This window comes from Fulverythrobacter ferritrahens (genome assembly GCF_020539485.1).
Lineage (GTDB): Bacteria > Pseudomonadota > Alphaproteobacteria > Sphingomonadales > Sphingomonadaceae > Andeanibacterium > Andeanibacterium ferritrahens.
The window spans coordinates 737,047-759,539 of sequence record NZ_JACDXU010000002.1 but is presented as its reverse complement, the minus strand read 5'-3'; the positions used below and the strand labels follow the sequence as shown (position 1 = coordinate 759,539).

Below are 22,493 nucleotides of genomic sequence, written 5' to 3'. Positions count from 1 at the left end.
GCCGCCCTCACTTCTCAAGTTCTTCGGCCAGAGGCAGTTCGATCCGTGACCCATCCTCGCCTCCGAAAAAGACCTTGATCGTCGGGGCGGGATCGAGAGCGATGTCCTTGATGTTTCGCTGTCGCGGGTCCGCACCGGCAATGGTCACGCGCAGCCGCGCCCCCGCAGGGATCACGCGAGACATGGCTGTCAGGGCGAGCGATACAGGAACCCTCGCACCCGGCTGCGGCGGCTCCGCATCTTTCGAAAGGCCGGAATGCCAGGGCTGACCCAGCGTATCATAAGGTGCCTGAGCCAGCTTGCGCTGCGCAAGCTTGATCCTGCCGAAAGAAATCACTTCCACCGGCCGGTCCGGCTGGACCAGATCGAGATAGACCCACAGATCAGCCTGCGGATTGTCCGTAGCGACCGCCAGCCTTGCGACCGGAAATCCGACCAAAGGCAGCGGCTTCTTCAACGGTTCGCTGGTGTAGCTCAGGCCTTTATGGTCCATGGGCCCGGCCCAGAACGCGAAGTAATCTGCAGGCGGCAAATCGTAATCGACGGCGAAGCTGTCCATGCCCGGCGCGCCGGCACCGATGGCGAGCCTCCCGTCATTGACCGAGCGTGCCGTCCCGCTGCGCCCACCGGCAAAGTACCACGCCAGTGGCCGGGACTGCACCCCCGGTAATTGCGCGGAACGAACATACTCGCCCTGGCCGCCCAGCCCCTCAACCCAGTAAGTCGCGCGCGGCTCGGCCTCTATCCCGTTCGGGATTCCCTTGAGATAGTGGTCGAAATAGCGGACCATTTCCCCGGCAAAATCGAACCCTTGAGGCGAAGCGCAATGTCCGCCCGGTCCGGCCAGGAACTTGCCGCCCAGATTGGCAGCACCGAGGATGACCTGACTTGTCGGTTCATCCTGCCAGTTGCCCCAGAAATAGGTGGCGATCCCGGCATCCTTTATCGCATCGAGGTAACGATAGACGGCAACCTCGTTCCAGAAATCGTTTCCGGTCAGCGGCGAAACGCTGTCTCGAAACGGCATCGAGTACCACAGCTGAGCCATCGGCGTATTCGCGCCATGTTCGGCCACGGCCTGCTTTAGCTGCGTCCCATCCGGATCGGCATCGACCGGCTCGCTCGCCAGATCCACTTCGGGCGCCTCGTCCGGGCGTGTGTTGAACTGCGCAGTGATGCCGCCGTTGCGGACGAAGGCATATTTATCGAGATCACTGGCCCCGATAAAAACCGCCTTGAGTGAAGGCGGCGCAGTTGTTGCAGTATGGAAAGTCGTCCCGCCAAGATAGGAACAGCCAATCATGCCGACCTTGCCGTTCGAAAAAGGTTGGCTGGCAAGCCATTCGACCAGATCGTAGCCATCCCGGGCCTCGGTGCGGTCCTGAAAGCCGTGGCGGTGCCCGAACGATGCACCCTTGCCTCTTATGTCTGCCACCGCGACTACGTAGCCGGCCTGCAACAGCGAACGCAGCGCCAGACTATCGGACAGGGCCGTCTCGACGGTTGCGCCCTTCTCGTCGCGATAACGGGCGCGGTAAGGCGTGAAGACGAATATGGTCGGCAGCGGCTGCGCTTCCACCGCGCCGCTGCGCGAAGGGCGATAGATGTTCACAGCCAGGCGAGTGCCATCCCGTACTGGAACATAGAGCGACGTCCGTTTCACATCGGGATAAGCCTGGGCGGGATAGGCCGGGGCGGGATAGGCCTGGGCATACGCGACTTGCCCAAGGCCGGCGAGAGACGCGGCCAGGCATAGGCAAACCGACTTCAAGGCTATCCTCTTTATCATTGGGCTTATCCTTTCCGGAGCCGGTCACGCAGTTCAACCGAATTATGGACAACGAAATTGTTGACAATTTTGTTGTCCTCCCGGAAATTGAATCCATGTCGAAAAACGAACCCCTGCTTCCGCAGAAAGGCGCGACCGCTGCCGAGATCGGCGACTGGATTCGCAATCAGATCCGCAGCCGCCGACTCGTGCCCGGCCAGCGGCTGGTGGAGGTGGACATCATCCGCAAGACTGGCGGCAGCCGTTTCAAGGTTCGCGAAGCCCTGCAGCGGCTGGAAGGCGAAGGCCTCGTTACGATCGAGGAATTTCGCGGTGCCTCGGTACGCAGTGCGAGCATGGAGGAAGTACGCCAGATCTATCGTGCCCGCGCCGCTCTCGAAGGCCTGTGCGCCGCGGACTTCACCCGCAAGGCGAACAAGGAACAGCGCGAGGAATTATTCGGGATCGCCGGAGAAATGGAGCGCTGCGTGGAAATGGGCACGCCCGAAAGCTTTGGACTGCTGAACGCGCGCTGGCACGCCATGATCATGGAATGCTCGGGCAATCTGGTGATCCGCGATTTGGTGCAGCGCCTAGATACGCCTGTTCATCATCTAGTTTTCGAGACCTTCTATCAGTCAGATCACCTGAAATCCGCTGCAGCGGATCACAGTGTTATCGTGGAAGCGATAAGAGCCAACGATCCTCATGCCGCCGAGGCGGCCATGCGTGCCCATGTCGAAAATGGGCTTGAATTCCTGCGGAACCTCGACAGCGCTTTCCACTTCGACACCCAATCGCTCTGAACCGCCCGAAGCTAAGGTCTGTCCGCCAGCTACGCCGTCATGGGTCTGCGGGTCTGTATTGGGGCACCTGTTGAATGTGATGGAGTCCTGCGGCTCAGGCCAGTGCTGCAGGAGAACCACCTCGCCGGCAGCCGCGGGGTCGTGTGAGGGGAAACGGCAACGCCGGAATGGCTGGCAGGAATGGCTGGCCGGAATGGCTGGTATGCCGGACTTTCCGGTCGTCCCCTCGTCTGAACACGGCTGGAATCGGTCTTGCTTCAGCTGCACGAGCAACTCGCATTGCCACAGTCGCAGGACAGGCTATGATCCCCGCGATGCAAGATCGACAGGATCACTTCGCCTATTGTGTCCAACTTTTTGGGGGCACCACAGCATTTTCGCGGCGCCTCGGGATAGATGAGCGAGCTATCCGGCGGTTCATCAATGGCGAGCGGCCCATCAGCGACGGTTTGCTTCGAGACACCGCGAAGGCCCTGCGCGAGCTCGTCGCTGAAGCCAGCGCGGCCGCAGAAACCATCTCTGCCACTTTGACCTCTGGACCTAGCGATCCGTGATCGACTCGGTTCGAACCGCCCATCGCCCCTTATGGGTGGGTGCGAGTTACGCCTGTATCCCTACTCACCGGCCGCGCTGCTTCTCATTTCCGCGCAGGCCTTCTCTCGCGCGTCGTGCGTTAAAGACAGAAGGTAGCGGCTTGCTTCCTTGTAAGTCAGGAACGGCTTACCATCGACGATGATCGGGACCGTACGGCCGTTGTAAATTCTGCGCAGCAACCGCCGCCACGATCTACCCAGCGACTGATCGCATTCTTCGGTGATGGCGGGATCCTATCCTGGAGAACGTCTTTTCGCTGCTACCATCGCCAAGCGCCTTAGGCGAACCTCGTTTTGCGGACATAGCTCAGCCATTTAGCGCGTAAGCTTAGCCCATAAGAATCTGCCGCTCCATTCCATACTGCGCCGAACCCATACCATACTTCGGACCATATGGCGCACCCGAGGCGCGAGAATAAATGCAGACTATGCCTGACCCAGCCAACGCAAAATCCCTATGATTCTCTAAGAAAATCAGAAGCTTATGTTCTAGAATAGATCAGAATATGGCGGAGCGGGAGGGAGCCTGCTGACGAACTCTCTCGGAGTAGCCCAGCGCACTGCATCGGTTCAGATCAAAAACTGGCGGGTCGTGGGGATTGGGTTCAATGGATCCCTATCAAACAACGGCAATAAGCTCACTACGATGCAATTTACCGGGCACAAAAAACTCATCGAGGCTCCCGCACTTCGGCAGAAGGATTTCACGCCCACGCAAACAGAAGGGCAACACCCAGAGCCGCAAGCCCTCCGCCTTCGGGAACTCGAACACGGATAGCGCCTGATCGAATGCGTCCGTTCTGGGATAAATCAACACGACATCACCATGGCCATCGAGATAACTCTGACCGTAGGCGTGCAACTGATAGAAATCTCCCTGATCCAACCCATACTTATCCGTGCCAGTCGTTTTCTGACTGTCGATCAACTTCCACTTCGTGTCCAATACCAAGTGGTTCGCTCCCGCATCCTGGACAAGCAGATCCGGCTTTAAGCGAAACCAGTCCTGCCCTTGATGTCTGACCAGTGAAAAGCTGCGCGCCTGCGTGCGCAGTGCGAAGGCTGGCAGCAGTTGCCGGGCGAGATGTTTGGCAACAAAGGTTTCGAACACCGCTTCCATGGGGAACAATAAGGATGGCGCACGGTGGCCGCCTGCTCCGGTCAGCGGCGATTCGTCTCCCAGAATCAACCTCGACCACGCCAGAGCATGGTCGTAATGCGCCATGCCACGATCCAGACGCACTCGCTGAAAGTCCAGCGATGGCATATCTGACGTCGGCACATCGGAAAATACGAAGCATAGCTCTCGTGCCAGTTGCTGGTTCGTCTGCGACGCCGTCCACGACAAGGCGCGTCTGAGCGCCGAGTGCAACAGTCGGTTTTCCGGTCGATTTGTGGAAAACTCGTCGAATTCGGTAAAGAAGCGATCGCGCCTACAAAGGTTCTGTCGCAAATGCGCTGCCATCTGCAGCTTGCCGCGCAGTGCACAAACATTGTCCTGTCGGATGGTATAATCACTGCGCAGACCGCGTTTTACGACGTGTTCGGCAGCGCGCAGGAACTCACTGATGAACACCTCCAACAATGGCATACGCGTGGCCATTAATTGAGCGCTGTCGGTCTGGATGTGACGGAAGCCGCCCAGACACCGCAGCATTTCAATCAGAAGTTGCCGGGCCTCGTCATCGCCACCACCGATGGCCTTGCCAACCTTGGGCAGAACTTCGATCTGATGGCCATCCGGTGCTCGGATCACGCCCACGAAGCTGTTAACCTGCACGGCACGCCGGCCCCGCCGCTGTGTCAGCCGCAACCACGCCGCTTCGCCAGTCTCCGCAGCACTCAGCGCCTGCTGTTCCAGCCAGGCAAACACGCTGGAAGGCACCGAGTGGAGGCCAGCAGCATCGGGCAGGTCGCGGGCCTCCACCAGCGCATCGAATTCATAGATGGTGATGCCTGCCATCCGCGTCAGTCAGGCCGAAATCTTATAGATGCCGATATAGGCGGCGGGTATGGAAAATGCCGCTTCTTGCAAGCTGTAACGGCGCTTCGTGGCGTAACTGTCGAGCCCGTGATCGTTACCGAACAGGGTGGTCAGATCCTGTTCGTGCGCATCGCTCTCAGCGATGAACTGCGTCGCCAAATCCGGCTTCTGGTTGTCGCCCAGCACCAGCCGGATCTTGCGCCAATCCTCGAAGAAGTATTCCTCGAGCAGCGGCACGATGCGATTGCGGAAGATGTCAGCGAGTGCTTTAAAGCGCGCCGGTCCGTCCTCCACATCAGCCAGTGCGGTCAGATAAGCGTGACCGATGCAGTGGTCGCGATCGTACAGAGCCTCAATGCGCTCGTTGATCCGCTCGAGCAGCTGACGCACGTTGATCCTGCCAGCGTCCGTTGTGACAGCCAGGGCTGCCAGAGGCGCGCTGTTCGCATCGTTGGGATCTTTCTCGGCCCGAGTGTCGGGCATCAACGGCACAAAGTCGAAACGCCGACGCAATGCAGTGTCGAGAAGGGCCAGCGAGCGGTCCGCCGTATTCATTGTGCCGATGATATCTACATTAGCAGGTACCGAAAACTTCTCCCCCGAATACGCCAGGATGACTTCGACAGGAGGGGGGCTACCGTCGAGCGGATCGCGCTTGTCAGCCTCGATTAGGGTGATCAGTTCGCCAAAGATTTTGCTGATGTTGCCGCGATTGATTTCATCGATAACGATTGCGAAGCGCTGATCAGGGGACTTCCTCGCCCTGCAGCACAATTCCTTGAAGGCGCCGGGTCGGATTTCATAGGCAACCTCGCCCGCCTCGGTGTTGTTCGCAAGCACGGGCCGCAGCCCCTCGACGAACTCTTCATAGCCGTATGACTGGTGGAAAGTGACGAAGACGTAGCGCTGGGCATCATTGTCGCCCTGCTTTTCCTGGTCAGGCTTGCCGTAGAATCGTTCGAGTAAGCGTGTCATTGTATAGGTTTTGCCCGTACCCGGTGGGCCATAATAAATCCGGTTGATGCAGGCGGCGACAGGGTCGCGCGCCGTTAAAGATGCCGGGGGAGCCGACGAAGAAGCGGGAGCTACGACCAGGGCTCCACCATTTGCCTCTTCAATAGGTTCACCGGCCAGAGCGGCCAGTTCTGCCAGATCAGTGTCGAAGTATGGCCTGAGAAATGTGGATTCGAACTCTGGCAGGTCGTGTGCACCAACTTGCCAGAAAGTCGAATTTCCCTGTGGCGACCATGCCTTCGAATTTGCTGTGTAGCGGTCAGTACGCTGTGCAGGCTTGAGCACGCGATAGCTGCGCTGCAACCAGCCTTCCCCTTTTTCGCATGGCATCGCTTCGGAAGTCAGTTGGCCTATACGCTGGGGGCTGTTGCCGTGGCAGAGGAAAAACAGCGTGCCTACCGGCGCTTCAGCAAATTTGTTGCCCTGGTACTTACCTGTATCGCGGTGCATTACGGCCAATTGGGCTTCCAGATAGTGCTGGCGCTCGGGATCCGTGAAGTTCGGTGGGTTGCCGTGTGATAGCTTCCAGATATTCAGATTTTTCTGGCTCCACGCCTCCCACACCTGATGTCCGAACTCCAGAATACCAAGATTTTCCGGCCTTTTAGCCAGTGTAGCCTTCTGCAATGCAGCCATGCCTTGGCTTGTGGTGCCGCCGACCAAAACCGCTAGGGGCGCCGGCTTGAAGATGTCCACGATCACCGGCGCCTGTCGGTCCTGGTAATGAAACGCTATCTTCCACTTGAGCACCTCGCCGAGGTGCGTGAAGGCTTCAATGCCGTCCAAGTTACCTTCGGCTGCCAGATCCGCCACTTGGGCAATGTAGCCACGAACTTTTTCGAAGGCTTCGTCAGATGTCTCCCCGAGAGAAGCAAGCCAGCCGTGGCTGTCGGAATAGCTCAGTTTGGAATCAGACTTTTTGTCTTCCGTGTCCTTGCGCGAGAATACGCCGAATTTGAACGCTGATCCGCCCCAGATGCTGCCCATCTTGTCGAGGCGAGATTCAATCCAGTAGGTGAAGCTGTCTTTCGACCCCGCTTGGCTATATTCATCCAGCGTCATCGTCCGCAGCCGATCGCGCGGCCAGATCTCCAGGAACTGATCCCAGAGCTCGTACTGTTGCTGGAAATCGTTCATTCAGATACCCCCAATAGGTCGGCCCGCCGCTCAAGGGTATCGAGAAGAGTGACCTATAGCCAGTACGTTGCCTCTCCAAATCAACGGAGGGCGGTTCCGAGCCATGCCTCTCCGGTCTGGTCAGCGCCAAAACATTCGGTGGCATATTCGCACAAAAAATATATTTATCCTTATATACCAACATATTAGATTGTTTTTCTTGGTTATTGCGGCGTTTGTGGGGCTTGCGGCAACCTAATTCCGTCCCCAGATTGCTCCAGACAAAACATGGAGCACTGGCATTGACCTACGAACACAGCCCCCAATCACTTAAGGATATCGAGACCCTACTGGGCGCGCATGGAGTCAGCGAAGCACTGATCAAGCCGCTGACCCGGAATCACAATGACAAAAACCAGATTTACTCAGGGCGGGAGTTTGCGCCCCTATATCCAACCTTCGATGTCGACTTCTGTCTCCGGGGCCCTTCGAGCAGCGGGAAGAAGGGCAGCATCACCCGCGGCAAGGCGATTCCAGAAGCAGTATTCCGCAATTTCGTTTGGGTCGATGCGAGTGGGCGCGAGGTCCCAGCCCGCGGGGTTCGGATGATAATTTACGCCCAGTATCCAGAAACCCGGCTGAGCGGCTTCAGCACGGTCGAAAATACCATGCCGGAATCCCTGTCGGTGGAATTCACTAAACTGCACCCTGATTTGCCGAGATACCTCGTGCTGGGTCGCCGGAAGGCTGGTGAGGCAGTCGCGGTCATGGTCGTCGCCCCATCGCAAGCCTTCATGGATGACGTTGCTGCCCTGCCGCCTGCCAGTGGGTCACGGATGTGGAAACATCTGAGGCTGCAGACCGGAACCTCAAAGCGCCTTCTGGCCCTGCTCGGAGGCACTGCGGGTAGAAAAATCCCAGGTTGCAGGCTCGACAATTCGCGGCAAACGCTTCCCTTCAACGGCACACAGGTCTGCGGTTATACCCTGGAGCACGAGCTTGGCATTGTGCCCAACAGTGACAGCAATGGAGACTTCGAGGGGATCGAGCTCAAGACCCATACACAGAAAAAGGTGACACTGTTCACACCCGAGCCTGACATGGGGCTCTACGCTACTGATTTCACCAAGTTCATGACGACTTTCGGCTATCTGGATGGCGATGGGAATTACCGCGTCACCGGCATCCACCGGGTCGGCGAGCGCTGCGCAAAGAGTGGTTTGACGCTAAAAATCATGAACCATGATCGGTCGGCGTCACTGGCAGCAAGTGCGGACCGTGACGTCCATGTTGGGCTCTTCGACGATGCTAATCAATTTACAGCAGGATGGTCACTGGAGCGGATCCTTAACTGCTGGACATCAAAGCACAATGAAACCGTGTACATACCCGCAACGAAAACCCGGTGTGACGACCCCGAGCTAAAGGCCGCCGGTTACCAGAACATGGTAGAATTTTCGGACCGGGTGATGTGGTGCCGCGAGACTTCGGCGGAGCGCCTGTTTGAGGCCCTGTACAACGGCACCCTCTTCCTTGATCCGGCACCAAAATACTGTCCGGGAAACGCGCGACTTAACAAGCGTCGCTCACAATGGCGGGTCAACGACATTTTCGCTGCGGCTAAGGATCTTTACACGGATGTACGATCGGTCACAGTGAACGATAAACTCGAAGACTGACTGTTGCTGGTAGGGGTTAACAGTCAGCCTCAACAATGGTCCGATCGGAGCCAACGGTTGCGGACTGCTCCGTGCCTTCCAGGAACTGAATGCAGCGACCGGCAACCTCGTCTAGGGAAAGCCGGTCCTTGCCCCTCAAGGTGCACTCCCAAATTTCCAGAACGCGCCAGCCGGTGCTGATTAGCTTCCTGCGAGACCTGGAATCGCGCACAATGTTCCCAGTGATCTTGTTACGCCAGAATTCAGCCCGGCTTGCCGGCCAGCGGAAGAGAGCGCAGTCATGTCCGTGCCAGAAGCAGCCATGCACGAAGATGACAGCGCGCCGTCCTGGAAAAACAAGGTCCGGCTTGCCCGGCAGCCCCTTCACATGGAGCCGATATCGGTAACCAAGGGCATGCAGCGCACGCCGGATCAACATCTCAGGCTTGGTGTTGACCGGCCCGATTCCTGCCATCATCCGGCTGCGGACATCGGGCGCGACGATGTCAGCCAACAGCCCGCTTTCGTGCAGCCGTGGATTGTAGCTGGTTGATCTCCAGCATCTGCTTGATCGACGGTTCCATAAATCGGGCAATAGCCTCAACCACCGGGACGACCACTGCGTTACCGAACTGCCGATACCCCTGAGTGTCAGACACCGGGATATGCCACTTCCGGTCACCATGCTCGAAACCCATCAGCCGCGCGCATTCGGTCGGGGTCAACCGGCGCGGTCGGGTACCCTTCTGGGCAATCAGGATTTCGGACCCATCCTTGTGGTAGCGGGCCGACAGTGTCCGGGCGACATCCTTCTCGCCGAACAAGCTGTAACCGAAGCCGTTGCCGACCTTCTCGTGCTTGGCGCGATAGGCCTGCAGATAGTCCCACAGTTTGGGCGTCAGGGTGTATTTGGAATCCACCTCGTTGTGCGACTGCAGGATGTCCCCGAGCTTTGGCCATGATTTCTCTGGCGGGATCATCCTGTCGAAGTCGCCGAAGCTGAACCCGACATCCTGTCGGAAGCCTGCAATGAAGATGCGTTCGCGCTTCTGCGGCACCCACGGTTCCGAACTGACTACCCGGTAACTGATCGCGTAGCCCAGTTCATCTTCGAGCGTGCGGCGGATCACCTCAAAGGTGCGCCCCTTGTCGTGACGCTGCAGGTGCTTGACGTTTTCCAGCAGAAACGCTGGCGGCCTGTGGTGGCGCAGGATCGCCTCAATATCGAAAAACAGGTTGCCCTGTTTCTCGTCAGCAAATCCATGCGCACGGCCAAGCGAGTTTTTCTTGGACACACCTGCCAGTGAGAACGGTTGACAGGGAAAGCCTGCAAGCAGAACGTCAAACTCGGGGATTTTCGAGGGATCGGCGCCGTAGGGACGTATGTCCCCGACCATCACGTGGTTTTCGGTTTCCGCAAAGTTCTTTCGATATGTTTCATTCGACCAGCGATCCCACTCACTGGTGAACACGCACTCGCCTCCGATCGCCTCGAACCCAAGGCGCAGTCCGCCAATGCCGGCAAAAAGGTCGATGAAGCGAAACGCAGATTCCGGCCGCGCGGCCGAGCGCTGGTTGGCAATCTCCCGGATCCTTTCCATCGCCAGCTTGGTCGGAGTGACCTCATTCGCAATGTATCGGCGGATCTGACGCGCGGATACGCCCAACTCGGCTTCTGCTTCATCCAGCGACAGGCCCGACCGTTTGAACAAATCTTCGAAAGCGGCGGTCCAGTCGTGCATGAAAATCCCTCAGTTGGCCCCGGGGAAACCGGGTCATTTTTTGACGGAATGGCACAGAGATTCCCAGGGAGCAAGCCTTCGATGTTCTTTTTTTGTTTTCACAGACCTGTGTTGTCTCCGCGCGGGGAAGAGCGGTGCGAAGGGGCGCGACGGAAGTGCGGTCCACCCCCTCGATCTATCGCCTCAACCGATCCGCGCCTTGGCCGTTTTCCGAGAAACCACGCTGCCAATACCCATTAGCGCCAGCACCACGGTCAGTACATTGGCTTGCGTCAGGCCCTCGGGCAGGATGCCGATGGCACCAGCAACACCCCACAGGCTTCCGATGACGCCGGTCCAGATGGCCTTCGACGTCCACCAGGGTTTCAGATCTTCCATGTCGATTCTCCACAAAAAAGCCCACGAAAATCGCGGGCGGACTGGTTGATGGGGTTCCCGGCCGGTCAGGCCTCGTTGGTGGACATCACGCCGTTGGCCGCGAGCTGGACCGGCTTCGCGCTCGCAGGCGCCTTCCTGTAGGCCGGTCGGCGAATGGCGATGCAGCGATCCCGGGCAATCCGGGTGATCGTCACGCCGTCGGACTGGTTGCCGCCGAGAACATGGAAGGCACCATAGTCCTCGCCAACGTAGAGCCCGACATGGCCGGAACCCTGCGCGCGGCGGAACACCAGAATGTCACCCAGTTGCGCGCCCAAAGCGGGCCCTCCATGACCAGCTTGCCGGCGCGCTTGGCAACCACGGCCATGAACAGCCCGCACCATGGAATGCTGTCGGCGGTGAAGGTCTTCGTGAGGCCAGTTTCCTTTGCCCAGCCGAGGATAGCGGGGTTGTCGGCGGGCCCCGCCACCTCGAAGGTGCCGTAGAGCTTGCGGGCCTCTTCCAGCATCCTGGGCAGCGGACGCAAGTCATCGATCCAGCCATAGGCCGGTGGTAGCGGTTTCATGAATGTCTCCAGGGAAGTTAGCGTCCGGACAGGCCTTTGACGGTGGCGTAGAGAACGACGAGCGCGGTAGCGAAGGTCGACAGCCACTTGACGAACCGGACCATGCCAATCGCGGTATTCCAGGCCTCGAGAAGGTCCTTCAGCTCCTTGCGAACAGCCTTCAGGTCCTCCTGCATGGCCTCGAGATCCGCCCGGATCAGGGCGATTTCCACGGCTGGATCGCGATCAGGATTGGGAGCCATCAGCGCAGCCTCCCGACGATGGCGATGTCGCCCGGGGTCACATCAAGCGTTTGCCCGGCCGGCAGATCGAAGTCCGTCTACCGCTGCCGGTCGCCAGTCACGTAATGGGCAAACAGCGCATCGCGATCGAGGACGGCTGGCCCTGCCTGCACCTCGAAGTGGTACTGCACGCCGGGCGTTCGCTTGAACTTCTGCACCACGCAGCACAGCGTGAAATCATCGTGGAAGCGCCGGGTGAACTCGCCGGCCGGCAGATAGCCGCCACCGTTCTCAACCTCTCCGCCACGGAGGGTGGCGCCGCGATCGGCACCTCGGGCGGCCAGTCGGGCAGCCACATCGTGCGCGAGGTCGTCTCGGTCACGGTCAGCTAAGGAAAACAACGATGCAGGCAGATCGCCGGCCCACGGTCACCGACGAGGTGATCGCGCTCGACATTGTGGCAACCGGGCGTCCAGCGCTGGGTAATGGGCCCCTTGGGCCCCTCGAAGACGTAATCGGCCCACCCGGCGATCGCGACGGACACATGCTCGCACAAGGTCCAGGCGACACCCGCATCGTACATTTCGGCGATGGTGGGGGTTGAGCTTCGGGGCCAACCAGCGGCGCGCTGCCGACCGGGATCCTCGCCAACACTACCTACTTCGTCATCAACGCCGCGACCGACACGCTATCGGGCGTGGGCTGCGCAAGGTCGACCCCCAACGCTACCCGGGCATCATCAAGACCGACTGCGTCATTCTCGACTTTGCCGGTGCGGCGATCCGTCACGGCTGTCTCGAACAGGAAATCTCGCTGGACGACGATACCAGCGAGCCGGGCGACGCGCCCTACAAGACCTGCCCGGACTGTCAGGCGGAAATCCCGCTGGGCGCAGGGGAATGTCCGTTCTGCGGGCATATCTTCGTCCGCGACGTTGATGAGAAGCGCCTTCTGACCGACTTCGATCTCCTCGAAATCGATCTACTCAACCAGTCCCCGTTCCAGTGGTGCGATATCCGGGGCGACGGGGAGTCGCTGATCGCGAGCGGCTTCGATGCCTGGGCCGGTGTTTTCCATGATGGCGCCCTCTGGCACGCGCTGGGCGGACCGAAGACTGGTGCTCCGCGCAAGATCGCGATCGGCACTCGCGTCCAGGCACTGGCGGAAGCAGATAATTTTCTGCGGTCCGCCGAAAGCAGCCTGGCAGCGGCAAAGAGCCGGCGATGGCTGAAGGACATCCGCAAAGCAGCTCGGCTGTCTGCGCCGGGCCGGGATCGAGGTGTCGCCGATGGATTTCGGCTATTCCAAATATGACGCCAACTGCCAGCTCAAGTTCCACTGGAACCGTGATGCCATCATTCGGCTGGTATCCGGTGGACAAGCAAGGATCGCCGCATGAGCGGGGGAAATGGCATCTGCCCGTCCACGATGACTGCAGATTCCCGGCTCTCCGAGTTGGGGCGGATCGTTGCTGCCGGGGTCATTCAGCTGCGCCAACAGTCCAGTCTTATTTCTGCTGCCAGTGCAGATAGTTCACTCGCAATCCTGCCCGCCAAGAGCGTCAGTCGTCCTAGGGCAAAGGCCCGGAGTGGAGGACAATGATGCAAGGACATGACAACGCGCAGGTGCTGGCCAGGCTGGCGGCGCTGAAGGACATGACAGTCGGCGAGTTGAAGGTCGAATGGCAGGGCTTGATGGGATCCCCGCCGCCCAACTACAGCCGGTCGTTCCTGGAACAGCGCCTGGCCTACCGGATCCAGGAGCTGACCTTCGGCGGCCTGTCGAAGCCGGCGCGCCAGCTGCTCGATGCTCTCGCCGACGAGGTCGAGGGCAAGAAGGTCAGGAAGTCGGTCATCGCTGACCCGCGCAACCCGGTGATCGGGACGCGGCTGGTGCGCGAAAGGGACGGAACCGAGCACGTGATCACGGTGCTGAAGGACGGGTTCGACTGGCAGGGCCGCCGGTACAAGTCGCTGTCGGCCATCGCACGGGACATCACCGGCACGCAGTGGAACGGCTACCGCTTCTTCGGCCTGCGGGAACGGAAGGACGCGGCATGACCGATACGGCACCCCGGCGGCGCCTGCGCTGCGCGGTCTATACACCCGCAAATCGAGCGAGGAAGGGTTGGACATGGAGTTCAACAGCCTCGATGCCCAGCGCGAGTCCTGCGAGGCCTATGTCGCCAGCCAGCGCGCCGAAGGCTGGGTCTGCATGCGCGAACGCTACGACGACGGCGGGTTCTCGGGCGGGACGCTCGATCGACCGAGGCTGAAGGCCTTGCTGGAAGATGTCGAGGCCGGGCTCGTCGACGTCATCGTCGTCTACAAGATCGACCGTCTGTCACGCTCGCTGATGGACTTCGCCAAGCTGGTCGAAGCCTTCGACCGAAACAACGTGACGTTCGTGTCGGTGACGCAGGCGTTCAACACCACGACCTCCATGGGCCGACTGACGCTGAACATCCTGCTGTCGTTCGCCCAGTTCGAGCGCGAGGTCACCGGCGAACGCATCCGTGACAAGTTCGCTGCCAGCCGCGCCAAGGGCATGTGGATGGGCGGGTTCGTGCCGATGGGCTACGATGTGGTTGACCGCAAGCTGGTCATCAACGAGGCCGAGGCCGCCACGGTCAGGCATATGTTCCAGCGCTTTGTCGGGTTTGGCTCGGCCACGCTGCTGACGCGCGAACTGGTAGCAAAGGGCACCCTCAACAAGCGGGGCAAGCCGATCGACAAGGGCTTCCTGTACAAGCTATTCCGCAACCGGCTTTATCTTGGCGAGGCGGTCCACAAGGGCACCAGCTATCCCGGCGAGCATCAGGCGATCATTGACCAGCCGCTGTGGGATCAGGTCCATGCCATCCTGCAGGAAAGCCCCCGGCAGCGGGCGGCCAACACCCGCACCCAGACGCCAGCGTTGCTCAAGGGGCTCATCTTCACGGATCGCGGAATCGCCATGACGCCGACGGTAACGAAAAAGGGCAGTCGGCATTACCGCTACTACACCTCAATGGATGCGATCCGGAACCGCGCCTGCGAAGGGCGCGACAGCTTCGTCCGGCTCAATGCCGGCATGGTGGAATCCGCCGTGGTCCAGCACATCCGGTCGCTGCTACGCACGCCGGAAATCGCGGCGCGGGCGATGGAAGCGACCCGCCGAACGGCACCGGATATCGATGAGCAGGATGTGGTCACCGCGCTGGCGGGCTTTGGCGGTCTCTGGGAATCATTGTTCCCGGCCGAGCAGGCCCGGATCGCCCGGCTGCTGATCGAGCGGGTCACGGTCAGCGCCGATGGCCTTGCGGTCGACCTGCGCACAGAAGGCCTCGGGTCGGTCATCCAGGAAATGGTCGCCCCGAAACAGGAGTTTGCAGCATGAGCGCACCCACCACCATGCGGGTGTTCATCCCGCTCACCATCCGCAAGCGCAACGGGCGGCCGAAGATCGTGCCGCCAGCCGACATGGTGCCGGACACCGGCGGGGTCGACCCGCATATGCTGAAGGCGATTGCCAAGGGGTGGAGCTGGCGGCGCAAGCTGGAAAGCGGGGAAGAGGCGACCATTCAGGATATTGCCGAGGCCGAGGGCATCTCTGACCGCTATGTCGGTCGCATGCTGCGGCTGGGCTATCTGGCTCCCACCGTGTTGGACAAACTGCTGGTAGGGCGAATGTCCCCCACCGTGTCAGTCAAGGATATGGCAGCCGCCGCCGAGCTGCCGTGGGCAGAACAGGAAGCGACGGTGTTCGGCGACTTCTGAAAATGATGATCACTTCGTCTGTCATCGCGCGCCAAGACATGATGGAAGAATATTGCGCGGGTCGAATGATGCGTTAAGCGCCACCAAGGGGAATCACTTCCATAGGAGGCAATGCTTGCGTGTTACGAGCTATGGGCTGTTCTGGCGCGCGTCAGAAATAGATTGGCATCCAGGCCAAGGGAGCAAAGATGCTTTTCGCTTGCTTGGCAGGATTGGCGCGCAGCGCGGCACGATAAAAGTAGCCGATTTCCGGTATCAGCAAGGAATTTACATCCTCTTTGACGACTATGGACCTTGCTATGTAGGTCTGACGAAACGGCAAGGCTTGGGCAAACGCCTCAAGGATCATCTTTCGGATCATTTGCAGAACAAATGGGATAGGTTCTCGTGGTTCGGCTTCTGGCCTCTTAATGAAGAACCCGGCAAGGATGGCGTGTTTCGCCTCTATGAACCGGATGATGAAGTGTCTGAAGACACGAACACCACAATTGGCGATTTGGAAGCCTTGGTTATTCGAGCGATGGGGCCGAAGTACAACACCCAGGGTATGAACTTCAAAAATGCCGCACTCTGGACGCAAGTTGATTGGGATGACACCGAGAAATATTTGGCTCGACTGTAATCCACAGAGGACTGCCGACAGGCGTGCATTTTATGCTCGGAATTGCGCGCCATCTCGCCCACCTCGGATTCTCTAATCGCAACGGCTGCCGGGATCGCATAGAGAACCGCGCGGCGGCGCTCTATCCGTAAAATGCTGAAACAAAGTGGTATTTTTAACCCGGACCTTTTCCGGCGAGGTTCGGGTGAAACGAGACAAAAGCCGGTCAGAGACCGATATTGGCGTTTTCGGCAGTCTCTGAGGTTCAGGCGCCACCAGCAAAACCGCGCGGAAGCCGGGGATTTTCTGGCCCAGTTATGCCCATCTCATTGATTCGCATTGAGACGTTGGCGGAGCGGGAGGGATTCGAACCCTCGATACGGGGTTACCGTATACACACTTTCCAGGCGTGCGCCTTCGACCACTCGGCCACCGCTCCGCATCGCCTGCTGCCCAAGGGCCTGCTGGCGAAGGCGTGGCCGATAGCGCGGGCGAGGCGGTTGGGCAAGCTTGCAGGTGGGTATCTTGGCGTTAAATCCGTTTTCCATGGAAAGAACATTCGGACTTGCCCCTTCCGCCGAGGAAATGGAGGCCATCGCCCGCGCCGCGCTGGAGCGGCTTCCGGCGCAGTTTCGCGTGCATCTGGGCGATATTCTGCTGCTGGTGGAAGACTTTGCCGATGCCGAAACACTGGCGGCCATGGGCATCGAGGATCCTTTCGAACTGACCGGAATTTACGAGGGCCTGCCCCTTGGCGAGAAGAGCATCGGCCATTCGGGCACCATGCCCGACCGGATTCGCCTGTTCCGCAGCCCCATACTGGACGAATGGATCGCCCGCGGGGACGAGACGCTGGAGCATCTGGTGGCCCATGTGGTGATCCATGAAGTGGGGCACCATTTCGGCTTGTCGGACGAGGCGATGCATGCGCTGGAGGAACTGGCCGAATAGGCCGGCCTGTTTGCGAAGAGGCTTTCCGCCTGAACCAGGCGATGGCACTCTGCCCGGCATGAAACGCCCCTCCCCGTTTGCCCTGCCCGCCTGTCGCAATCTGCCGGTTTCTGTCCTGCGGGTGACCGCACAGTGAGCGAGATCATCCGCTTCGCCGCCCCGCTGATCCATTGGGAATTGGGCGACTTTGCCGGGCTGGGCTATGTCAGCATCACCGGCGAGGCCGAGGAAACCATTCGCGGGCATGAGCTGATGCGGCGGCTGGAACTGGGCAAAAGGCGCGGCTTCGGATCGGTGAAGGTCAATGTCACTCTGGGCGATAGCCGCTGGTCGACATCCGTGTTCCCGCAGAAGGAAGGCGGCTGGTTCCTGCCGATCAAGAAGGCGATCCAGCGAGCCGAAGGGCTGGAGGAAGGCGATCTGCTGAAGATCGAGCTGGAGCTGCTTTAGCGCAGCCTATGCGCGATCCCCGGCGCAAGCCGGGGTCCAGAACGCGACGCCGAGTGCTGGCCGAGTGCTGGCCGAGTGCTGGATGCTGGGCCCCTGCCTGCGCAGGGGCTCACCAGATTGCCGGATGACATCTTCCTTGACATATATAACCCATTTGGTTATATGCGCGCCCATCCTGCATCTCAAAACAGGATCTGGAACCGGGAGGCGGCTCGGCCGGCTTGCCTTCCCCTCCAATCGCGGGTGCTCCTGCACACAACAGGAGATGTCACTCCCGCATCGCGGCCGGCGCTCTTGCGTCAGGGACAGGCCCCGCAAGGCCGGTCCAGCCGCCGGATCGGATATGGCGCGGCAGCAGCCGCGATGGAAGTGCGCATCGTGCGAGCCCGCCCGCGCTTCCCAGCCGCTCCGGACAGGGTCGAGCCTTGGCGCGCAGCGGAACAGGCGCCAAAGCCATTCGCAAGATAAACCTTCCGTACTGCCCCCGGCGCATTGCCGGCCGCGCGGTTCCTCTGCTTTTCCCACGGCGTTATGTCCGGGCTCGCCGCCGGATGATGGGGGGTGAGTGCGCTACGCTTACCACCCCACTCACTCACACCCGTTCGTCCTGAGCTTGTCGAAGGAGGCGGGAAACATTTGTCCAATCAAGCCGACTAATAAGCACCCGGAACGAACCTTGGCGCGCGTCCTTCGACAGGCTCAGGACGAACGGAAGTTGGGATTTGGGAAACGGAGGTTTGGGATTGGGATAATCGACCTACATCCGGCTCGCTTCGGCCAGCGCATCGCTGGCGCGCAGGGCGCTGATGATGCGGGTGAGATGGGCCAGATCCTGCACTTCCAGATCCACTTCGTAAGTGTGGAATGGATCGTCGCGATGGGAGAGGACGAGGTTCATCACATTGGCGTGGTTCTTGGCAAAGATGCCCGCCACTTCCGCCAGCGTGCCGGGGCGGTTGTAGAGCACCACGCGCACGCGGCCCGTGGCCCCCTGCGAGCGTTCGCCCCATGACAGGTCAACCCAGTCCGCATCCACGCCGTTTGCCAGTTCCAGGCAGTCGATCGTGTGGACTTCCACGCCCTCGCCCGGATGGCGCAGGCCCACGATACGGTCGCCCGGCACAGGGTGGCAGCATTCGGCCAGCTTGAAGCCCACGCCGGGCGTCAGGCCACGAATGGAAATGGCGCGTTCCTGCTTTTCCGGCTCGGGCATGTCGACCGTGCTGCCGGGGACGAGCGCTTCCATCACTTCGCGGTCTTTGATCTTGGCCGCGCCGATGGCGTACATCAGCTCGTCCTCATCCTCGAAGCCCAGCCGGTCCACCGCCGCGCGGATGGCCTTCTTGCCGATCTTGGCGGGCAGGCGGTCCGCAATGTGGTCGAACAATTTGTGCCCGATCTGCGCCACTTCTGCCCGTTCCTTGGCGCGCACGGCGCGGCGGATGGAGGCGCGCGCCTTGCCGGTGACGACGAAGCCCAGCCAGGACAGCTGCGGTTCGGAATGGCTGCCCTTGATGATCTCCACCACATCGCCATTATGCAGTTCGGTGCGTAGCGGCATGTGGCGCCCGTTGATCTTGGCGCCCACCGCCTGCGCGCCCAGATCGGTGTGGACGGCAAAGGCAAAGTCCACCGGCGTCGCCCCCTTGGGCAGCTGGAACAGCGCCCCCTTGGGGGTGAAGGCGAAGATCCGGTCCTGATAAATGGCCAGCTTCGTGTTTTCGAGCAGCTCGTCCGCATCGTGGCTGGCATCCACGATCTCGATCAGGTCGCGCAGCCAGCCCACCTGCCCGTCAGGCCGGGTGCCGCCCTGCTTGTAGGCCCAGTGGGCCGCCAGGCCGAATTCGTTGAGCCTATGCATCTCGCGCGTGCGCACCTGCACTTCCATGCGCATGGAATTTTCATAGATCAGCGCGGTGTGCAGCGAACGATAGCCGTTCGACTTCGGCGTGGAGATGTAATCCTTGTAGCGGCCGGGGATGAACTGCCAGGTGGTGTGCAGCACGCCCAATGCGCGATAGCAGTCCTCCACGCTTTCGGTCAGCACGCGGAAGGCCATGATGTCGGTGATCTGCTCGAAGCTGACATGGCGCTCGGCCATCTTCTTCCAGATCGAATAGGGGTGCTTCTCGCGCCCGGAGACTTCCACTTTCAGCCCGGCTTCGGCCAGCGCCTGCTTGATGGCCAGCGCGATATCGTCAACCTGCCCGCCTTCCTGGCTGCGGATCTGCGCCAGCCGCCCGGTGATGGTGGCATAGGCTTCCGGCTCCAGCTGCTCGAAGGCGAGGAGCTGCATCTCGCGCATATATTCATACATGCCCACCCGCTCGGCCAGGGGGGCATAGATATCCATCGTCTCGCGCGCAATGCGGCGGCGCTTTTCCGGCGATTTGATGAAGTGCAGCGTGCGCATATTGTGCAGCCGGTCCGCCAGCTTCACCAGCAGCACGCGCAGATCCTCGCTCATGGCGAGGAGGAACTTGCGCAGGTTTTCCGCCGCCCGCTCGTCATCGGTCATCTGCTCGATCTTGGAGAGCTTGGTGACCCCGTCCACCAGACGGGCGACATCGGGGCCGAAATTCTTCTCGATATCCTGGATCGTGGCGAGAGTATCTTCCACCGTATCGTGAAGCAGCGCGGTGATGATGGTTTCCTGATCGAGCTTCAGGTCCGTCATCAGGCCCGCGACTTCTACCGGATGGGAGAAATAGGGGTCACCGCTGGCGCGCTTTTGCGAGCCATGCTTCTGCACGGTATAGACATAGGCGCGATTAAGCAGCGCCTCATCGGCATCCGGGGCGTAATCCTTTACCCGCTCAACAAGTTCGTACTGACGCAGCATTGTGTTTCCCAAATGGGGGCAAGACCCCCCACTTTGCAACGGGAAAGCGCGTAGTCGGAAAAAGCTGTCCGCTATCGGGTCAGGTCAGAGAGCGGGAGCCGGGTCAGGCCGGCTTGCCCACCACCTCATCCACCGCGCCCTGCGTAACCCCGTGATAGCCCGCGCGGTTCTTGGCATAGATGCGCTTGGCAATCGGCTGGCCCCAGCTGCCCTGCTTCATCAGTGCAGCATAAAGCGGCTTCACGAATTTGGTGCGGCCCACGCTGGAGAGGAATTTCTCCGCCACCGGCACGGCCGGATCGTAGCGATTGTTGAGCGCCAGTTCGAGCCAGGCGAACAGGATTTCCTTGTTGCCGGATCGGGAAAGGCCCAGCGAGCTATCCAGCGCCGCCAGCTTTGCCGCATCCAGCTTTGCCGGAACCTTGGCCAGGAAGCGCAACCGTTCCGCCGTGGTCCAGCTGCCCCATGCCTTCGCATCGGGCGTGCCGCTGGCGCGATAGGCCCCGGCGGCCTTGTCCACATCGGCAAAGGCCGAGGCTGGCGGATGGATGACGTTGGAGGGAAGGCCCGGCTTGTAGATCCAGTCTTCCAGCATCAGCTTCTTTTCCAGCGCCGCGTCACCCTTCACCAGATTGGCGCGCATATCGGCCAGCAGCATGGCGGAAGTGGCGGGCTGGAAGGCGTGTTTGTCAAACCAGTTGCGCAGCCAGGCATCGAACTTCTCGCGCCCCACGATGCTTTCCACCGTGCGCATGAAAGTGGCGCCCTTGTCGTAAATGATGCCCGACGACTCGCCATCGGGCACGCCTTCGGCAGGCGGCAGGTGCAGCGCGGTGATCGGTGCGTCCTTGCCCGCTTCGGCCAGCGCCTTCTCCATTTCGGCAAAGCTCAGCGCGGCTTCCTGCTGCGCCCGCTTCGTGCCGTAGAGTTCCTCGACGATGCGGTTCTCGAAATAGGAGGTGATGCCCTCGTTCAGCCAGCTGTCGGACCAATTGGCATTGGTAACGAGATTGCCCGACCAGCTATGCGCCAGTTCATGCGCGACAAGGCCCGTCAGGCTCCGGTCGCCCGCGATGAAGGTGGGCGTCAGGAAGGTCATGGTGGGGTTTTCCATGCCGCCATAGGGGAAGCTGGGCGGCAGGACGATCATCTCATAGCGGCCCCAGCGATAGGGGCCATAGAGCTTCTCGGCCGCTTCCACCATCTTCTCCGTATCGGAAAGTTCGGCAGCGGCGGCATCCAGCATGGAAGGTTCGGTCCAAACGCCGGTGCGCGGGCCAAGCTCGCGATAGGCCAGATCGCCCGCCGCGATGGCGATCAGATAAGGCGCCACCGGCTTGTCCATGCGGAAGCGGAAGGCGCGGCGATTATCGCCCACATCCTCGGGCTCGCCCACGCGCAGGGCGGACATCACCACCGTCAGCGGCTTGGGCGCCGTGATCCGCGCTTCCCAGCTCTGGCGGATGCCGGGGCTGTCCTGCGTGGGAATCCAGCTGCGGTTGAGCGTCGCCTGCCCCTGACTGAGCAGATAGGGCTGCTTGCCGCCCGCCGTCTGCTGCGGGGCCAGCCATTGCAGCGCCTCCGCATCGGGCGCGGCGGAATAGGCGATGGTGATTGTGCGCGCCTTGCCGATCTTCACGCTGACCGGCTCGCCCTTGCCTTCTACCCTGGCACCCACGGTGAAGGGCAGTTCCACCCCGCTCTCATCGGTGATCCTGGAGATTTTCAACCCGTTGCTGTCCAGCACGATCGTGTCGGCATCAGGCTTGGCCAGAATATCCAGCGTGGCCGTGCCGCTCACTGTCTTCGCCGCGAAATCCAGCGCCAGATCGAGCGCCACATGCGTCACCCGCGCCACTTCGGGCTGCGCGAAACTGGCCGTATCCTTCGCGTCCTCGCCAGTGAGGATCGGGGAGACGATAGCCTCCTCCCCAGCTGGCTTGTCCGCCCCGCCGGAACAGCCGGCGGCGAGCAGCGACAGGGGCAGCGAGAGAGACAAAAGGAACGGCTTGAGCGCGGCGCGCATCGGATTCTCCGAAAAGGCGG

The 22,493-nt window shown here is 60.6% G+C and carries 21 protein-coding genes and 1 tRNA gene; 10 read left to right on the top strand and 12 right to left on the bottom strand.

Features of this window, described 5'->3' with window-relative positions; genetic code table 11:
- Positions 1–7 precede the first annotated feature (7 nt).
- The gene (locus H0274_RS11750; protein WP_226795622.1) at positions 8–1,771 is read right to left on the bottom strand and encodes a CocE/NonD family hydrolase; all 1,764 of its coding nucleotides are present in this window, start codon (positions 1,769–1,771) and stop codon (positions 8–10) included.
- A gap of 113 nt (positions 1,772–1,884) precedes the next feature.
- Between H0274_RS11750 and H0274_RS11745 the strand changes: the two genes are divergently transcribed.
- Positions 1,885–2,574 carry a GntR family transcriptional regulator gene (locus H0274_RS11745; RefSeq protein ID WP_226795621.1) on the top strand — a complete coding sequence of 230 codons (690 nt, stop codon included), beginning with the start codon at positions 1,885–1,887 and terminating at the stop codon, positions 2,572–2,574.
- A gap of 1,212 nt (positions 2,575–3,786) precedes the next feature.
- On the opposite strand, the gene H0274_RS11740 is transcribed toward H0274_RS11745, so the two are convergent.
- A complete protein-coding gene (locus H0274_RS11740; RefSeq protein ID WP_226795620.1) occupies positions 3,787–5,130 on the bottom strand; it encodes an McrC family protein in 1,344 nt (447 codons plus the stop codon).
- A 9-nt stretch (positions 5,131–5,139) separates the two neighbouring features.
- Positions 5,140–7,302, bottom strand: coding sequence for an McrB family protein (locus tag H0274_RS11735; protein WP_226795619.1), 2,163 nt, complete (start codon positions 7,300–7,302; stop codon positions 5,140–5,142).
- A 281-nt stretch (positions 7,303–7,583) separates the two neighbouring features.
- On the opposite strand from H0274_RS11735, the gene H0274_RS11730 reads away from it, so the two are divergent.
- A complete protein-coding gene (locus H0274_RS11730; protein ID WP_226795618.1) occupies positions 7,584–8,960 on the top strand; it encodes an MvaI/BcnI family restriction endonuclease in 1,377 nt (458 codons plus the stop codon).
- Between the two features lie 16 nt (positions 8,961–8,976).
- On the opposite strand, the gene H0274_RS11725 is transcribed toward H0274_RS11730, so the two are convergent.
- From H0274_RS11725 to H0274_RS11705, 5 genes are all read right to left on the bottom strand, one after another.
- Complete coding sequence (locus H0274_RS11725) at positions 8,977–9,453, bottom strand: very short patch repair endonuclease (RefSeq protein ID WP_226795617.1); 477 nt, start codon at positions 9,451–9,453, stop codon at positions 8,977–8,979.
- Positions 9,446–10,681 carry a DNA (cytosine-5-)-methyltransferase gene (dcm, locus tag H0274_RS11720; protein WP_226795616.1) on the bottom strand — a complete coding sequence of 412 codons (1,236 nt, stop codon included), beginning with the start codon at positions 10,679–10,681 and terminating at the stop codon, positions 9,446–9,448. Before dcm ends, H0274_RS11725 begins: the two co-directional genes overlap by 8 nt.
- A 183-nt stretch (positions 10,682–10,864) precedes the next feature.
- Positions 10,865–11,059, bottom strand: a complete 195-nt coding sequence (locus tag H0274_RS11715) for a hypothetical protein (RefSeq protein ID WP_226795615.1) — start codon at positions 11,057–11,059, stop codon at positions 10,865–10,867.
- 190 nt (positions 11,060–11,249) lie between these two features.
- Entirely contained in the window at positions 11,250–11,624 is a 375-nt protein-coding gene (locus tag H0274_RS11710) for a C40 family peptidase (RefSeq protein ID WP_226795614.1), read from the bottom strand.
- Between the two features lie 17 nt (positions 11,625–11,641).
- The gene (locus H0274_RS11705; RefSeq protein ID WP_226795613.1) at positions 11,642–11,866 is read right to left on the bottom strand and encodes a hypothetical protein; all 225 of its coding nucleotides are present in this window, start codon (positions 11,864–11,866) and stop codon (positions 11,642–11,644) included.
- Positions 11,867–11,970: 104 nt separating this feature from the next.
- Here H0274_RS11705 and H0274_RS11700 point away from each other — a divergent pair, with 104 nt between their 5' ends.
- Positions 11,971–12,237: a hypothetical protein gene (locus H0274_RS11700; protein ID WP_226795612.1), complete on the top strand. Its 267-nt coding sequence runs from the start codon at positions 11,971–11,973 to the stop codon at positions 12,235–12,237.
- Here the strand turns inward: H0274_RS11700 and H0274_RS11695 are convergent.
- On the bottom strand, positions 12,234–12,428 hold the full coding sequence (locus H0274_RS11695) for a sarcosine oxidase subunit delta (protein ID WP_226795611.1): 195 nt from the start codon (positions 12,426–12,428) through the stop codon (positions 12,234–12,236). The genes H0274_RS11700 and H0274_RS11695 overlap by 4 nt on opposite strands.
- A gap of 17 nt (positions 12,429–12,445) precedes the next feature.
- On the opposite strand from H0274_RS11695, the gene H0274_RS11690 reads away from it, so the two are divergent.
- From H0274_RS11690 to H0274_RS11670, 5 genes are all read left to right on the top strand, one after another.
- Positions 12,446–13,159 carry a zinc ribbon domain-containing protein gene (locus H0274_RS11690; RefSeq protein WP_226795610.1) on the top strand — a complete coding sequence of 238 codons (714 nt, stop codon included), beginning with the start codon at positions 12,446–12,448 and terminating at the stop codon, positions 13,157–13,159.
- A 284-nt stretch (positions 13,160–13,443) separates the two neighbouring features.
- On the top strand, positions 13,444–13,905 hold the full coding sequence (locus tag H0274_RS11685; protein ID WP_226795609.1) for a DUF2924 domain-containing protein: 462 nt from the start codon (positions 13,444–13,446) through the stop codon (positions 13,903–13,905).
- A 73-nt stretch (positions 13,906–13,978) separates the two neighbouring features.
- A complete protein-coding gene (locus tag H0274_RS11680) occupies positions 13,979–15,223 on the top strand; it encodes a recombinase family protein (RefSeq protein WP_264295596.1) in 1,245 nt (414 codons plus the stop codon).
- Entirely contained in the window at positions 15,220–15,603 is a 384-nt protein-coding gene (locus tag H0274_RS11675) for a hypothetical protein (RefSeq protein ID WP_226795608.1), read from the top strand. Before H0274_RS11680 ends, H0274_RS11675 begins: the two co-directional genes overlap by 4 nt.
- 115 nt (positions 15,604–15,718) lie before the next feature.
- On the top strand, positions 15,719–16,225 hold the full coding sequence (locus H0274_RS11670) for a GIY-YIG nuclease family protein (protein WP_226795607.1): 507 nt from the start codon (positions 15,719–15,721) through the stop codon (positions 16,223–16,225).
- A 327-nt stretch (positions 16,226–16,552) separates the two neighbouring features.
- Here H0274_RS11670 and H0274_RS11665 read toward each other — a convergent pair.
- A tRNA-Ser gene (locus H0274_RS11665) sits at positions 16,553–16,643 on the bottom strand.
- A 107-nt stretch (positions 16,644–16,750) separates the two neighbouring features.
- On the opposite strand from H0274_RS11665, the gene H0274_RS11660 reads away from it, so the two are divergent.
- Together H0274_RS11660 and H0274_RS11655 are read left to right on the top strand one after the other, a co-directional pair.
- Positions 16,751–17,155, top strand: a complete 405-nt coding sequence (locus H0274_RS11660) for a metallopeptidase family protein (RefSeq protein WP_226795606.1) — start codon at positions 16,751–16,753, stop codon at positions 17,153–17,155.
- A gap of 132 nt (positions 17,156–17,287) precedes the next feature.
- Positions 17,288–17,605, top strand: coding sequence for a DUF1905 domain-containing protein (locus tag H0274_RS11655; protein WP_226795605.1), 318 nt, complete (start codon positions 17,288–17,290; stop codon positions 17,603–17,605).
- A gap of 757 nt (positions 17,606–18,362) precedes the next feature.
- Here the strand turns inward: H0274_RS11655 and H0274_RS11650 are convergent.
- Both H0274_RS11650 and H0274_RS11645 read right to left on the bottom strand, forming a co-directional pair.
- A complete protein-coding gene (locus tag H0274_RS11650) occupies positions 18,363–20,447 on the bottom strand; it encodes a RelA/SpoT family protein (RefSeq protein ID WP_226795604.1) in 2,085 nt (694 codons plus the stop codon).
- A gap of 103 nt (positions 20,448–20,550) precedes the next feature.
- The gene (locus tag H0274_RS11645) at positions 20,551–22,473 is read right to left on the bottom strand and encodes a M1 family metallopeptidase (RefSeq protein ID WP_226795603.1); all 1,923 of its coding nucleotides are present in this window, start codon (positions 22,471–22,473) and stop codon (positions 20,551–20,553) included.
- Between the last annotated feature and the right edge of the window lie 20 nt (positions 22,474–22,493).

Excerpts from the sequence above, each read along its gene's own strand:
- H0274_RS11685 (WP_226795609.1), top strand. The coding sequence starts at position 13,444 with ATGATGCAAGGACATGACAACGCGCAGGTGCTGGCCAGGCTGGCGGCG.
- H0274_RS11650 (WP_226795604.1), bottom strand. The coding sequence starts at position 20,447 with ATGCTGCGTCAGTACGAACTTGTTGAGCGGGTAAAGGATTACGCCCCG.
- H0274_RS11660 (WP_226795606.1), top strand. The coding sequence starts at position 16,751 with ATGGAAAGAACATTCGGACTTGCCCCTTCCGCCGAGGAAATGGAGGCC.
- H0274_RS11715 (WP_226795615.1), bottom strand. The coding sequence starts at position 11,059 with ATGGAAGATCTGAAACCCTGGTGGACGTCGAAGGCCATCTGGACCGGC.
- H0274_RS11675 (WP_226795608.1), top strand. The coding sequence starts at position 15,220 with ATGAGCGCACCCACCACCATGCGGGTGTTCATCCCGCTCACCATCCGC.
- H0274_RS11745 (WP_226795621.1), top strand. The coding sequence starts at position 1,885 with ATGTCGAAAAACGAACCCCTGCTTCCGCAGAAAGGCGCGACCGCTGCC.
- H0274_RS11740 (WP_226795620.1), bottom strand. The coding sequence starts at position 5,130 with ATGGCAGGCATCACCATCTATGAATTCGATGCGCTGGTGGAGGCCCGC.
- H0274_RS11645 (WP_226795603.1), bottom strand. The coding sequence starts at position 22,473 with ATGCGCGCCGCGCTCAAGCCGTTCCTTTTGTCTCTCTCGCTGCCCCTG.
- H0274_RS11695 (WP_226795611.1), bottom strand. The coding sequence starts at position 12,428 with ATGTACGATGCGGGTGTCGCCTGGACCTTGTGCGAGCATGTGTCCGTC.
- H0274_RS11700 (WP_226795612.1), top strand. The coding sequence starts at position 11,971 with ATGGGCAAACAGCGCATCGCGATCGAGGACGGCTGGCCCTGCCTGCAC.
- H0274_RS11680 (WP_264295596.1), top strand. The coding sequence starts at position 13,979 with ATGGAGTTCAACAGCCTCGATGCCCAGCGCGAGTCCTGCGAGGCCTAT.
- H0274_RS11710 (WP_226795614.1), bottom strand. The coding sequence starts at position 11,624 with ATGAAACCGCTACCACCGGCCTATGGCTGGATCGATGACTTGCGTCCG.
- dcm (WP_226795616.1), bottom strand. The coding sequence starts at position 10,681 with ATGCACGACTGGACCGCCGCTTTCGAAGATTTGTTCAAACGGTCGGGC.
- H0274_RS11705 (WP_226795613.1), bottom strand. The coding sequence starts at position 11,866 with ATGGCTCCCAATCCTGATCGCGATCCAGCCGTGGAAATCGCCCTGATC.
- H0274_RS11735 (WP_226795619.1), bottom strand. The coding sequence starts at position 7,302 with ATGAACGATTTCCAGCAACAGTACGAGCTCTGGGATCAGTTCCTGGAG.